Here is a 13,556-nt window from a genome sequence, read left to right as displayed (position 1 = left end):
CTTGATCCACCGGCGACTCAGGAGGCCGAGCGCAGGTCTTGCGAAGGGAGGTGCCGGCCATGGATGGCCGGCAAGCGCTGTGAAGCGCAGGGGCCGCTACGCAGCCCTTCGCGGCTAACGGCCGCTCCCACAGGGACCGCGTAGGTCGCTAATTCAGGGATTCTGCGCCAAATGCCCAGCCGGCAATACTCGCTTGGCCTGCAAATACGCCTTGGCCCAATAGCTATTACTCAGGTAATCCAACCGCACAGTCCCGCCAGTCCGCGGCGCATGCACAAAGCGCCCTTCCCCGACATAGATCCCGGCATGGCTAACCTGCGAGCCGCCCCCGGTAGCAAAGAACACCAAATCCCCCGACTGCAGCGAATTGACATCAATGCTAGGCGCCCGCATCACAATCATCTCGCGAGTCGACCGCGGCAAGCTGATACCAGCAGCATCCCGGTACACATAGCCAATCAGCCCACTGCAATCAAACCCCGAATCCGGCGTATTGCCGCCCCAGCGATAAGGCGTGCCAACCAACCCGATAGCCCGGAACAACACATCCGCCGCAACCGGCGAAGAGCTGGGTTGTTGATTGAAGATGATTTGTGGCTGAACCACAGGTGCCGGTGCCGGAGCACGGCTGGAGCAGGCAGCGAGCATCGCCACCAGCGAAAGAAATGCGAAGCGCGCCACTGTCACCATGGCTGAAACTTCCTGTAAGAGGCCGATCGACCGCAGTCGAAAAGAGTTGAGAAATTAGATTAGACGCTTTCTGTAAATGCGCACGGCGGCGAGCTTTTTAAGCATCGCCGCCGTGCGAATATAGCAACTGGCTATCAGTTACGCGAGATCATCGTTGGCGCCATGGCCAGGGCGCGCTTGGCCTCGATAAAGGTCTTGCTCCAGTAACGATCCTGGAGATTATCGATACGCACACCACCGCTGCGACGGCTGCTCGAGTGGATGAACTGATTGTCACCCAGGTAGATGCCGGCATGGCTTACGCGACCGCGGCCGTTAGTGCTGAAGAACAGCAGGTCGCCTGGCTTGAGCTTGTTGCGGGCTACTTTCGGTGCATCGACGTTGATCATCTCGCGGGTCGAGCGTGGCAGGTTCATGCCAGCCTCTTCGCGGAACAGATAACCGATGAAACCGCTGCAATCGAAACCGGACTTCTCCGAAGTGCCGCCAAAGCGATAGCGGGTGCCGATCAAGGCCATGCCGCGCTCCAGGATGCTGTCGGCAAGGACTGGCAACTGGTAAGGCTTGCTGCTGGAGAACGCCTCGAGATCTTCGTCGGTAGCCATTGGCTCTTCGCCGAAGACCGAAGAAGCGGAAGGTTTGATCAGGTCCGCAGAATGTGCGGCAACCTGTGGGTGATCCTGGGGCTGGGAAACCGGGCTATGCGCCGCGCAGCCAAAAAGCAGGGTCACAAGTGCGAGTGGCACGAGGGGTGCGAAGTGCTTGAGCATGTGCACGACCGTGTCTTTAGTTCTAAAGGAGGCTGCGACTATGCCTTCTATCAGGGTCATTTGCAAATTTTATCGAAAAAAATGTGACTTTTCCGTTTTTACGCTGTAGCCCGCTGGTTTCAGGGCTTTACCAGCCCAGCGTTTCTTTCAGAAAAGGGATGGTCAGCTTGCGCTGAGCCTGCAGCGAGGCCTGATCAAGCCGCTCGAGCAGATCGAACAACGCACTCATGCTGCGCGCGCCGCGGGTGAGGATGAAATGGCCGACCTCGTCGGTCAGGTGCAAACCGCGGCGCGAGGCACGCAGTTGCAGGGCGCGCAGCTTGTCTTCATCGGACAGCCCGCGCATCTGGAAGATAAGCGCCAGGGTCAGGCGCGACTTGAGGTCGGCAAGCTTGATCGGCAATTCGCGCGGCGAACTGGATGCGGCCAGCAGCAAGCGTCGGCCGCTGTCGCGCAGGCGGTTGAACAGATGGAACATGGCCTCTTCCCAGTCGGCTTTACCAGCGATCACATGCAGATCGTCGATGCACACCAGCTCGTACTGTTCGAGGTGATCGAGCAGCTCGATACCGCGATCGAGCAACTGCGCCAGGGGCAGGTAGACCGCCAGCTCTCCGCGCTGCTGGAAACGCTGGGTGGCAGCCTGCAACAGGTGGGTGCGACCCACACCCTGCTTGCCCCATAGGTAGATGAGGCTCTCGGTCCAGCCGGCGTCGGCTTCGCACAAGCGCTCGACATAGCCCAGTGCTGCGGCATTGGCGCCCGGATAGTAGTTGATGAAGGTGGCGTCATCTCGCAGACGCACACCCAGGGGCAACTGGATCGGTTTCATGCTGGGCTGACGGTCACGAGGACCACGGGGCCTTGGAGGAAAGTCTGCAAAGTCTATACCTGCAGCGCGGGCGGCACAATCAGGGCCGGCGAGAGGGCAAGTAAAATCAAGGGCTTGCACCGAAGCGGGGCTGTACTCGCAGCCCCTCCCCCGCGTTAAAGCTGAGGGTCTTCTTCGCCGCCGTACAGGTCCGACTCCTTGTACATCTCGTGGGCATGGCGCAGCAGCACCATGATCACCGCGGCTACCGGCAAGGCCAGCAGGACACCGGTGAAGCCAAACAGCTCACCGCCGGCGAGGATGGCAAAGATCACCGCCACCGGGTGCAGGCCAATCCGGTCGCCTACCAGCAGCGGAGTCAGGACCATGCCCTCAAGCGCTTGGCCGATCATGAACACCGCAACGATACCCAGCATCGGATAGAGATCACCGCCGAACTGGAACAGCCCGGCAATCAACGCCGCGCCAATGCCGATGATGAAGCCCATATAAGGCACGATCGCAGCAAGGCCGGCCAGCAGGCCGATCAACAAGCCAAGCTCCAGGCCGACCAGCATCAGGCCACTGGCATAGATCACCCCCAGCGCCAGCATCACCAGCAACTGCCCACGAACAAATGCACCAAGCACTTCGTGGCATTCACCTGCCAGCTCGACGATCTGTTCCTCGCGCTGACGCGGCAGCAGGCTGCGCACTTTGGCCATCATCAGGTCCCAGTCACGCAGCAGGTAAAAGCCCACTACCGGGATCAGCACCAGGTTCGCCAGCCATGCAAGAAGGGCCAGGCTCGACGCCGTGGCCTGACTCAATACCGCACTGACAATGTCGGTGGTCTGGCCCATATGCTCGCTGATGGCGGCCTTGATCTTGTCGAACTTCCAGAAACCATCGGCCAGGCCCAGGCGGCTTTGCACCCACGGCAGTGCCACATGCTGCAGCCAGTCGAGCATCTGCGGCGTCAGCTCGTACAGGCGTACCAGCTGCTTGGCCAGCATCGGGATCAGCACTAGCAGCAAAGCCATGAAGATCAGCGTGAACAAGGCGAACACCACCACTACGCCCCAGGTGCGAGACAGACCCGCCCGCTCCAGGCGGTCGACCAACGGGTCAGCCAGATACGCCAGAAGGATGCCGACCAGAAACGGCGACAAGATGTTGTGCAGGCTATACAGCAGTACCGCCACTACCAGGGCCACGCCCAGCCATACCCAGCGACGCTGATCAGTCATCATGTTCATGTTTTCTCTTACCAGGCAAAGCGCAAGCCATCGAAAGGTTTCGCTGCCGGAGCTTGCGCAGCCCCGGCTGGTTCATTTGTAACAGGGGCTGCAGGTGCGGCGGCGGCCGGTTCGGCTGGCAGTTCACGGAGTTTGGCCAGGCCCAGCTGGGCGCGCAGTTGCTCGCGGTTGCCGCTGACCTGATAGGTCAGCTTGTCGCCATCGGCCAGTTGCAGGCGCGGACCGTAGGGTTCGAGCACGCGGCTGAGCTCTGCATAACGTTTGAGGTTCATGCCTTGTACCTGCACCAGCAGCTCGCTGCTGGCACCCGGTCGAGTGACATAGCGCGGCGCCAGACGAGTACTCACCGCCAGCATCACCGCGTCGGCCAAGGCCGCCTGATCAGCGCCTTCGGCATCGCCTTGCTCACGTTGGTCACCCAGCCACAGCTGCCATTTGCCCTGCCACTTGCCGTCGGCTTCACGAGCGTGCACGGCCAACAGCGCATCGGCAGCATAACGCTCGGAAGCTTCGCGCAGCGCGCTCGGATCCTTGCCTTCCAGCTGCTTGGCATTGGCGACCAGTTGCTCCTGCAGGTCGGCCAACGGCAAGCGCAGCGGCAGGCCGCGATGTTGCGCAGCGCGGCGTAGCGGCTCAGCGGCGCTCTGGCCATCGCCGACCAGGCTGGTGCCGTCGACGCTGTCGTTCAACCACCAGCTGAGGATCGACGGCCGATTGCTGCCCCACAAGGCCAGGCCAGCCTGACGCAAGGCACGCTCGGTACTGCCTGCGTCAAACTCGACCAGCACACTCTCGGGCGGGCCGGCCTCGTTGCCAACTTGATTGATGATCTGTTGCGGGTCCTTGCGCAGCGCGGCCAGGGCTGGCGACTGCGGCGCCTTCGGATCGCCGGTCAGACGCAGGATCAACGTGTCGAGCGCACGTGCTGTGGCCTGGGAGCGTGCCTCGCTGCCTTGGCCGTCGACCGTTTCACGTACTTGATAAAGCCCGGCAACACTTTCGGCCTGGGCCGCACTGGCCAGCAAAGCGAGGCAACCGGCAGCCAGGTAATTGAGAAGACGCATGGAGGATTCCTGTCCAGATGAACGAGGGCGCGGAGCCTGTACCTGCTGGCTGTGACCGCAGCGCCTGTTGATCGCTCCGTCCGCCGGCAATTTTGTCCCCGCGCCATACCTATACCTTATACAGCGACCGGTCAGGCAACCAGTCGCGGCCCATGAAAGGATGTTTTTAAACATTTACCGCCCTGCCCGTCGGCCTGAGGATGGCCGCTGCCCGGCAACCCTGATAAAATCGCGCGCCTTCGCAGACCAGTGACGAACAGGCAGCCGCCGCTGCAACAGCCGGCCTTGGCCGTCGCGGTCGTTTTTCCGTATCCCTACCTCTAAAGGCCTGGATCAATGAGCAAGCAACCCTCCCTGAGCTACAAAGACGCCGGTGTAGACATCGACGCCGGCGAAGCACTGGTCGAACGCATCAAGGGCGTGGCCAAGCGCACCGCACGCCCTGAGGTCATGGGTGGCCTGGGCGGCTTTGGCGCCCTCTGCGAGATCCCGGCCGGCTACAAACAGCCGGTGCTGGTCTCCGGCACCGACGGCGTCGGCACCAAGCTGCGCCTGGCACTGAACCTGAACCGCCACGACAGCATCGGCCAGGACCTGGTCGCCATGTGCGTCAACGACCTGATCGTCTGCGGCGCCGAGCCGCTGTTCTTCCTCGACTACTACGCCACCGGCAAGCTCAACGTTGACGTTGCAGCGACCGTGGTAACCGGTATTGGTGCAGGTTGCGAGCTGGCTGGCTGCTCGCTGGTCGGTGGTGAAACCGCCGAGATGCCTGGCATGTACGAAGGTGAAGACTACGATCTGGCCGGCTTCTGCGTCGGTGTGGTCGAAAAAGCCGAGATCATCGATGGCTCGAAAGTCGCCAGCGGTGACGCCTTGATCGCCCTGCCTTCGTCCGGCCCGCACTCCAACGGCTACTCGCTGATCCGCAAGATCCTCGAAGTCTCCGCGACCGACATCGAGAGCACCCAGCTCGACGGCAAGCCGCTGGCCGACCTGCTGATGGCGCCAACGCGCATCTACGTCAAGCCGCTGCTCAAGCTGATCAAGGACACTGGCGCCGTCAAGGCCATGGCCCACATCACCGGTGGTGGCCTGCTCGACAACATCCCGCGCGTCCTGCCGAAAAACGCCCAGGCGATCATCGACGTGGCCAGCTGGCAGCGTCCGGTAGTGTTCGATTTCCTCCAGGAAAAAGGCAACGTCGACGAGCACGAAATGCACCGCGTCCTGAACTGCGGCGTGGGCATGGTCATCTGCGTTGGTCAGGACCAGGTCGAAAACGCCCTCAACGTGTTGCGTGCAGCCGGTGAGCAGCCATGGGTGATCGGTCAGATCGCCGATGCCGCCGAAGGCGCACCTCAGGTCGACCTGCAGAACCTCAAGGCGCACTGATGCCGGGCAAGACCTGTAATGTTGTGGTGTTGCTGTCGGGTTCCGGCAGCAACCTGCAGGCGCTGCTCGACAGCTGTAAGCCAGACGGTCCGGTGCGCATCTGCGCAGTGATCTCCAATCGCGCCGATGCCTACGGCCTGGAACGGGCCAAAGCGGCCGGCATCGCGACTGCGGTGCTGGAGCATCAGGGTTTCACCGGTCGTGAGGCATTCGATACAGCGCTGATGGCGCTGATCGACGGCTTCACCCCGGACCTGGTGGTGCTCGCCGGTTTCATGCGCATCCTCAGCGGCGGCTTCGTGCGTCACTATCAAGGCCGCCTGCTGAATATCCACCCTTCGTTGCTGCCCAAGTACAAAGGCCTGCATACCCACCAGCGCGCCCTGGAAGCGGGTGATGGCGAGCACGGTTGCAGCGTGCACTTTGTCACCGAGGAACTCGATGGCGGGCCTCTGGTCGTACAGGCAGTGGTTGCGGTGGCAGCAGATGACACCGTGCAAAGCCTGGCAGCCCGGGTTCACCACCAGGAACACCAGATCTACCCGCTGGCGGTGCGCTGGTTCGCCGAAGGACGCTTGCGTCTGGGCGAGCACGGTGCGTTACTGGATGGCCAGCCGCTGGCGGCCAGCGGTCACTTGATTCGTCCCTAGGAGATTTTATGCGTCGCGCCCTGCTGATGGCTCTCGCCGTGCTTGCCCTGCCTCTTCAGGCAGCTGATCTGAAGCCCTTCTCGGCCAGCTACACCGCCGACTGGAAGCAGCTGCCCATGAGCGGCACCGCCGAGCGTAGCCTGGTGAAAAATGCCAACGGGACCTGGAGCCTGAACTTCAAGGCTTCGATGATGATTGCCAGCTTGACCGAGCAAAGCACCGTACGGGTGGACAAGGATGCGTTGTTGCCGCAGACCTACCACTTCGAACGCGGTGGCCTGGGTAAGGCGAAGAAAGTCGACCTCGACTTTGACTGGGCGAGCAAGAAGGTCACCGGTAGCGACCGTGGTGATGCGGTGAGTCTGCCGTTGAATCGTGGCGTGCTGGACAAGTCTTCGTATCAGCTGGCGCTGCAGCACGACGTAGCGGCGGGCAAGAAGAGCGTGTCGTATCAGGTGGTCGATGGCGATGAGATCGATACCTATGACTTCCGGGTTTTGGGCACTGAGAAGGTGACTACCAAGACTGGGCAGGTCGATGCGATCAAGGTCGAGCGCGTGCGTGATCCTAGCCAGAGCAAGCGGATTACCGAGCTTTGGTTCGCCAAGGATTGGGATTATCTGCTGGTGCAGTTGCGTCAGGTTGAGACTGATGGCAAGGAATACGTGATCGTGCTGCAGGATGGTACGGTTGATGGGCGGTCGGTGAAGGGCAATTGATTCTGTCTTGAGCTGAATCCGCTGTGAAAGGACCCCACTTTGATGTGGGGTTTTTTATGGCTTCAATATGAGTGCTTTTGCGCTGGACGTGGGGGCTTACCGAGACTGTCCATCAGAACGATGGAGTTCATCGGTGAAAGACTCCTCAGCTGTGATGCATCGGTTGTCGGCTTTCGCTGGCCTACGGGCAGCGCGTGGTTTTTTCGCCGGCCGCTGGCCCGGGCGGATGGCCCAAAGATGGGCGTTCTCACGCAGGCGTTCCTGGATATGAGGCGGTCTGTCGGCCAAAGTGGTCAGCGGCGGGATGGGTTTTCCGGGTAGCCCTGCTTCGCGGATGATTTTTGGCCAGCGCGGTTTCCAGCACAACAGCAGGCTTAGCCAGTGGCTTAGGCCGAGGATGAGGAAGGCGGGCGAGATAAGAACAAGGCCTAACTTGATGATCCGCGAAGAATGACGAAAGTAGTGGGTGAGCCCCTCGAATTGCGGGGTGAATGCCTGCCATGGCCAAGGGAAGTGTGAGGTAATTCGTGTGCGCGGGAGGCCGTCAGGGCCTGACTCCATAAAACGGCGGATGAATTCCCACTCGTCGTGCATTTCAGATGAGTTGTTGCACATCTTGCCGACGAAAGCGAACTCTGGGTGCAAAGTACCGGTTACGCTGACCGGCCAGTGGAGGCTTAATGGAGTACCCATCCCTGCAGCATTGGATTTCATGTTGATCCCGGAATAAATAACACCCTCCCAAGGTAAAGTGACAATACCTCCGCAATAACTTGGCCTATGAAGATGGACCTGCTGAGTCGTGCGATTGAATCTGATTAGCATGTGCCGGGAGGTGAATATTTCGAGGCGGGTAAAGCGCAGGCCGTACTTCAAGTAAAGATACCCTCCTGCTAGCGTAAGAAAGCCTAACGCCATTATTAAAAGTACAGTACTCCAGTGCTGCTCTCCGGTGTTTTCCAATACGGCGTTAATGTGTTGAATGGAAAGTGTGATAAGGATGTAGAAGAAGCCTGAAAGCACCCGTACGACGATAGCCGTCAGAATGGTGAGCAGTCCTCTTTTGGCTTCCCATAGACCGCAGCGAAGCTCCAATACATGATTGCCAAAGGCGAAGACAGGACCTCTTGTCCTAGGTGTAGTGCTTACACTTAATCGGGAAGCGATATGTTCTTCCGTGATATCGCTCTCGTAAGGAGCGTTTCGCGGTTTTTTATTTGGTTGATCACTGGCGCTGTCATTTCTTCTAGTGGCTGGAGTTTCCAGCATGCCCTGCCACGACAACCATTCAAGAAAATACATTACAGCACGCCTTGAATGGCGCTGAATAATTCCGAAAGCTCTTCGCCATTATTGCCGAATCTCTTCCCGTCGGTTCGACTGAAGCAACTCTTGACGCACCACTTTTCTAATGCATCATCATCTAAAATCAAAATCAGGACGCTTGCAGCTATCACAACAACCCCACCTATCCAGATCATTCTACCAAATAGGAGAATGGCACCTTGATGAGAGGCTATGCGTGTAGATAGTCCGGTAAGATAATTAAAGAGGTCTGCAACTGATGACGCCTGCCGAGACATCGCCAGCCATCTAAAGTAGGCGCTGGCTTGAGCAAACGCCAACCCACCCTGCCCTGCTAGCATTGTGGAAGTCGCAACCACTCGGGCTATGTATGCGCTGGACAGCAGGTTTCTTCTCGAGTGGGGTAGAAACAGTTTGTTAGTTACCTGTAAAGCATCATCGATATCCCACCAAATACTCACGAGCCCGCCAGCGCTTGCCATAACCGCTCCCCAAAACCGGTAACGTCCCAAGCTGATCCTTGATCCACGCCCAATCGCGGAGCCGTTGCCAAACTCGCCAAACACCTGCTCTGTCCCCACCGCCAACAGCTCCATCCCCGCCGCCGCGCTCGTCAACGCCCCCGCAGCCACCTCGCTCCAGAACCGTCGATCCTTATCTTCTCGCCTGCCTTGCAGCAGCAACAGACTCGCTTCCAGCAACAGCAGCGCGCTGCTGACCCGCAGGCGGTAGAAGCTGTTGCTGTGCGCACCGTTCAGGCTGTCGGCATAGGCCTGATCAAGCCGACGCACGATCGGTGCGGCAACGCGCCCCGGTGAGGGGGTATGGCCGGCTTGGGCGTGTTCGGCCATGCGCAGGTTGAGTGCTTGCTCACCCAGCGAAGCAGTAAGGAGAGTTACCAGACGCCGATGCAGTGCTCGGTCGACAGTGTTGGGTGCGCCGGCGCTCAGGGCTTCACGCCCTAGATGACCAATCCAGGCCAGTGCGCCGGCAGTATTGATGTGGCCATGTTGGGCTAACTGCTCCAAATGGCCGTCGATTGCGCTGAACTGGGCCGCCAGTGCCTTGGCTTGTTGCAGTGCGGTTTCCAGTTTTTGCCAGTCGTCCGCTGGCCCGTGGAGAATGCGCATATCGCTTTGGGTCTTTGCCAGTACCTCGGCAACCGATTTCTGATTGAACACATAAGCGCGCATGGCCAAGTTGCTCACTTCAACTTCGCCGCTCTGCCACCAGCGGCTGAGCAACTGCGCGCCTTTGACGGTGCCTTCCATACCCAGCACGCAGAGGCCGGTCTGGTGTGCAAAGCACAGACCGCTGGTGAGGTCTTCCTGGTCATAGAGATCCAGCGCTGCAAGCAGTCGCGGATGCTGCAGCCACATCAGGTGGTCGCCTGCCCGGGCATCAGCCTGGCGTTGCGCTTCGCGGCTGACGGTCTCGAACCAGCCCAGCTGAACGTGCATGACGGGCAGATCGACCCTTGGCAAGTAGCGCTCTTCGAAAGCCTTGGCAAACTCGCCAGTGGCAGCACGCGCCTCGAGGTCCTTGCGCTTGAACTGTGCATCAACTTCAAGAATGCCTTCGCGTGTCTGCGCCCACCATTCGCGGGTTGGACCGGGCGGCAGGCTTTGTTCGCCGTCTGTCAGGTGCTCACGCAGGCTCTGCGTGTGGCGGCTCAGCAGAGCGCCGACCTTGTGCTCACTGAACTCGGCGTGCAGTTGAGTGAACGCTTGTGCCACCAGCACCTTGCGCTCGTTGCTGATCCCCGGCTGGTCTGGTTCAGCGCCGGGGGTAGTGGTTTCCAGCCAGCCTTTGAGGTGTTCCAGGCCCGCGTTGCGCCAGGCATTGAGATCCTGGGTAATGCCGATCGCGTCTTCCACCACGATGGCGATACCTCGCGGCGTATCGCTGTTTGGCTTTGGCTTGAGCATCTGCCGAGAGGCCACCAGCGACATGATCTTCGGCGTCGAGGACAGCTGTGCGTCAAGCATCTTGCGCAGGTCTGGATCGTTCTCTGCGGCGAAATCGGCCACCAGGTCGAGTTGACCGTAAGTCAGTACATGGGACTCAGGGACCGAGCAGGAGGGTGCGGCATACTTGGCCACGTTCACAGCCGGCAAGCTGGAAGCCTGGTGGAACAGCCGCATCAGCGTAGCTCTGCTCAGCGGGTCAGGGCTGTAGAACAGCCGCAGCCCGATCAGGTCATCGACATCGTGGATAGTCAGAGCCCATGCCAGGTTGCGCATCACGTCCTGCGCCGTCAGCGAGGCCGGCGGGGCTTGCCAGGGGTCATCGAAGCTGGAGATGGCCAGTGAGCCATCTGCCGAAATGCGGAACGGGTCAAGAAATAACAACCTGTTGCCGATTCGGCGAGCTTCCATGACGTAAAGGAATCCTTCACGCAGTGGTCGTATCGCGTAGGCAGCCTGAGTCAGGGCGCCAGCCTGATGCGCGTGATGCAGGTTGTCTGGCAATTGCGGCAGGCGCTCGCGCAAGCCGGAGTTGCCGCCGACGGCGGCGTAGCGCAGTGGCAGAATGGTGAAACTGCGGGTGCAGCTGACTGCAGGGCCTGCGGCTAACGGTACGCTGAGGGCCTCGCAGGCAGCCCGATTAATAGCGAAGAGCTTGTCCATGCTGATCATGGTGGCGTCCTTTTCAGCGTCTGCAAGCGTCGCCGATAGGGTCGATGAGTTGCCGACGGGGCGGGGGGCGGGCCGCGTTTTTTCACGGCTTTTGTTGCCTGCCAACCATACCGAGCTGACGCTTTTCAGGGACCTGGACGGTTTCTGATAAGGGTGTAGGAAAGTTCGCTACCTAAGACAAAGGGCTGCCCAGCCGGACGCCTGATCCCACCGCACAGGAACCAAAGCCAGCGCTGCCCACAGCAACAGTGAGCAGTTCAGAGATAGCCAAGGGCGCTGCGTAGCCGCTTCCGTCCGGCCCTGCGCCCGGCAAGGCTGCTCAGAAAGCGCACGATCCTAGGTCGATGAAAAATCCTTCATGCCGAGTTTATTTACTTAGCCTGCTAATAAACCCTATAACTAAGTCCTGCGACACTCTGCCGCAGCCAACTCAAAGTGGAGTTTTCAACGATGACAGTCCAAGTAACCGAACGCGACGAATCGAAAATGTCCCATGAAGGCCTGGCCGCCGGTGTGCGGATCTGGGACGTCCACCAGCAAGGCGAACTGGTGGGCATGTTCCACCAGGAACACGAAGCCCAGCAATACCGCGCCGAACTCGAAACCCTCGAGAACCAGCGCCAGCAATAACCCCTGTATCGATCAACGCGCCTGGCAGTTTCCCCACCAGGCGCCGCATGAAAAAGGGCTGCCAAGCAGCCCTTTGTAACTAAATACACCACCCGTGACGGGCGTTACCACATCAAATCATCAGGAATCTTGTAAGCCGCATACGGATCATCCTCATCGGCCTCCTCGACATGCGTGTTGAGCAACAGAATCCGCCCAGGATCACGCTCCTGAATCTTCACCGCCGCCTCCCGCGGAATCACCTCGTAACCCCCACCCAACGCCACTACAGCCAACGAGCCATTGCTCAGTTTGCTGCGCATCAGCGCGTTCACCGCAATCCGCTTGACCTTCTTGTCGTCAACGAAGTTGTAGTAATCCTCGGTGGTCAACTTGGGCAGGCGGGTCGCCTCGATCAACTGCTTGACCTGCGCCGCCCGGGCCTTCTGCTCGGCCTTCTCCTGCTGCTGGCGATTCAGTTCCTGGTCACGCTTGGCTTTTTCCGCCATGGCCTCTTTGGCCAGACGCTGCTGGGTGTCGTCCACCTCGACCTGGCCTTTTTGTTCCAGGCGCTTCTGTTTCTTTTCTGCTTTGTTGGTCTGCTGGACCTGCTTCTGGTTAACCAGACCGGCCTTGAGCAATTGGTCGCGAAGGGAAAGGCTCATGGATGTTCACTCACTTATGCAACAGCTCAGCCGCAGCTGGGCAGGTTCTTTTCTTGGCGTTTGGCTTCACCCCAAAGGGCGTCCAATTCATCAAGGTTACAGGATTCGATAGGCTTGCCGCTGTCGCGCAAGGCCTGTTCGATGAAGCGAAAACGCCGCTCGAACTTGCGATTGGCGCGACGCAGGGCGTTTTCCGGGTCTTGCTTGAGATGGCGGGCGAGGTTGACCGTGGCAAACAGCAGGTCACCGATCTCGTCTTCCAATGCATCGGCATCATTATCCGCCATGGCCTGCAGCACTTCATCCAGCTCTTCACGGACCTTGTCCAGCACCGGCAGCGGGTCGGGCCAGTCGAAGCCGACCGTGGCCGTGCGCTTTTGCAGCTTGGCGGCGCGTGACAAGGCCGGCAAGGCTGCGGGAACGTCGTCAAGCAATGACAACTGCTCGGGCACGCTGTGTTCGGCGCGCTCCTGGGCCTTGATCTCTTCCCAGCGCGACTTGACCTGGGCTTCGCTCAGGCTCGGCGTGTCCAGCGGCGCGTACAGCTCGCCGGTGGGGAACACATGCGGGTGGCGGCGGATCAGCTTGCGGGTGATGCCGTCGACCACGCCGGCAAACTCGAAACGGCCTTCTTCGCGGGCCAGCTGGCTGTAGTAAACCACCTGGAACAGCAGGTCGCCGAGTTCACCTTGCAGGTGGGCGAAATCGCCCCGCTCGATGGTGTCGGCCACCTCGTAGGCTTCTTCGATGGTGTGTTGGACGATGCTTGCGTAGTCCTGCTTCAAGTCCCATGGGCAGCCATGCTGCGGGTCACGCAGACGGGCCATGAGGTGCAGCAGGTCTTCAAGGGTGTAAGTCATGGCAGGTCCTTCGGTTGCGCTCTTTTCGCGGCGGTCCGGCGTCCCGGTAAACCCACTCCCAGGGGCCCTGATCGACCTGTGGGAGCGGGATCACCGGGACGCCGGACCGCCGCGAAAGAG

At 60.0% G+C, this 13,556-nt stretch carries 13 protein-coding genes; 4 read left to right on the top strand and 9 right to left on the bottom strand.

Annotated elements, in window-relative coordinates; translation table 11 throughout:
- Positions 1-153 precede the first annotated feature (153 nt).
- The 5 genes from ACIOAU_RS11070 to ACIOAU_RS11050 form a co-directional block, all read right to left on the bottom strand.
- Positions 154-690, bottom strand: a complete 537-nt coding sequence (locus tag ACIOAU_RS11070; protein WP_101321738.1) for a C40 family peptidase — start codon at positions 688-690, stop codon at positions 154-156.
- Between the two features lie 134 nt (positions 691-824).
- Positions 825-1,460, bottom strand: coding sequence for a C40 family peptidase (locus ACIOAU_RS11065; RefSeq protein WP_101321739.1), 636 nt, complete (start codon positions 1,458-1,460; stop codon positions 825-827).
- Between the two features lie 127 nt (positions 1,461-1,587).
- Positions 1,588-2,292, bottom strand: coding sequence for a DnaA regulatory inactivator Hda (gene hda / locus ACIOAU_RS11060; RefSeq protein ID WP_101321740.1), 705 nt, complete (start codon positions 2,290-2,292; stop codon positions 1,588-1,590).
- 155 nt (positions 2,293-2,447) lie between these two features.
- Positions 2,448-3,521, bottom strand: a complete 1,074-nt coding sequence (locus tag ACIOAU_RS11055; protein ID WP_150570963.1) for an AI-2E family transporter — start codon at positions 3,519-3,521, stop codon at positions 2,448-2,450.
- Between the two features lie 17 nt (positions 3,522-3,538).
- Entirely contained in the window at positions 3,539-4,594 is a 1,056-nt protein-coding gene (locus ACIOAU_RS11050) for a DUF2066 domain-containing protein (protein ID WP_401181911.1), read from the bottom strand.
- Between the two features lie 336 nt (positions 4,595-4,930).
- Between ACIOAU_RS11050 and purM the strand changes: the two genes are divergently transcribed.
- From purM to ACIOAU_RS11035, 3 genes are read left to right on the top strand one after another with little or no spacing between them, the layout of a single operon-like run.
- Positions 4,931-5,989, top strand: a complete 1,059-nt coding sequence (gene purM / locus ACIOAU_RS11045; protein ID WP_101321742.1) for a phosphoribosylformylglycinamidine cyclo-ligase — start codon at positions 4,931-4,933, stop codon at positions 5,987-5,989.
- On the top strand, positions 5,989-6,639 hold the full coding sequence (gene purN / locus ACIOAU_RS11040) for a phosphoribosylglycinamide formyltransferase (protein ID WP_101321743.1): 651 nt from the start codon (positions 5,989-5,991) through the stop codon (positions 6,637-6,639). Before purM ends, purN begins: the two co-directional genes overlap by 1 nt.
- 8 nt (positions 6,640-6,647) lie before the next feature.
- A complete protein-coding gene (locus ACIOAU_RS11035) occupies positions 6,648-7,358 on the top strand; it encodes a DUF3108 domain-containing protein (RefSeq protein ID WP_101321744.1) in 711 nt (236 codons plus the stop codon).
- A 96-nt stretch (positions 7,359-7,454) separates the two neighbouring features.
- Here the strand turns inward: ACIOAU_RS11035 and ACIOAU_RS11030 are convergent, their stop codons facing one another.
- Positions 7,455-8,660: a DUF6708 domain-containing protein gene (locus ACIOAU_RS11030; RefSeq protein WP_401181907.1), complete on the bottom strand. Its 1,206-nt coding sequence runs from the start codon at positions 8,658-8,660 to the stop codon at positions 7,455-7,457.
- Complete coding sequence (locus tag ACIOAU_RS11025; RefSeq protein WP_401181904.1) at positions 8,660-11,302, bottom strand: T6SS effector BTH_I2691 family protein; 2,643 nt, start codon at positions 11,300-11,302, stop codon at positions 8,660-8,662. The genes ACIOAU_RS11030 and ACIOAU_RS11025 overlap by 1 nt, the downstream gene beginning before the upstream one ends.
- Before the next feature lie 450 nt (positions 11,303-11,752).
- Here ACIOAU_RS11025 and ACIOAU_RS11020 point away from each other — a divergent pair, with 450 nt between their 5' ends.
- Complete coding sequence (locus tag ACIOAU_RS11020) at positions 11,753-11,932, top strand: hypothetical protein (protein ID WP_101321746.1); 180 nt, start codon at positions 11,753-11,755, stop codon at positions 11,930-11,932.
- Positions 11,933-12,036: 104 nt separating this feature from the next.
- On the opposite strand, the gene ACIOAU_RS11015 is transcribed toward ACIOAU_RS11020, so the two are convergent.
- Positions 12,037-12,576 carry a DUF2058 domain-containing protein gene (locus ACIOAU_RS11015; protein WP_101321747.1) on the bottom strand — a complete coding sequence of 180 codons (540 nt, stop codon included), beginning with the start codon at positions 12,574-12,576 and terminating at the stop codon, positions 12,037-12,039.
- A gap of 26 nt (positions 12,577-12,602) precedes the next feature.
- Positions 12,603-13,436 carry a nucleoside triphosphate pyrophosphohydrolase gene (gene mazG / locus ACIOAU_RS11010; protein WP_101321748.1) on the bottom strand — a complete coding sequence of 278 codons (834 nt, stop codon included), beginning with the start codon at positions 13,434-13,436 and terminating at the stop codon, positions 12,603-12,605.
- Positions 13,437-13,556 lie beyond the last annotated feature (120 nt).

Origin of the sequence: Pseudomonas sp. NPDC088322 (assembly GCF_044740745.1) — a bacterium.
Classification (GTDB): domain Bacteria; phylum Pseudomonadota; class Gammaproteobacteria; order Pseudomonadales; family Pseudomonadaceae; genus Aquipseudomonas; species Aquipseudomonas shirazensis.
Note: the sequence above shows the minus strand (reverse complement) of the source record. Positions and strands in the feature narration are given on the sequence as shown.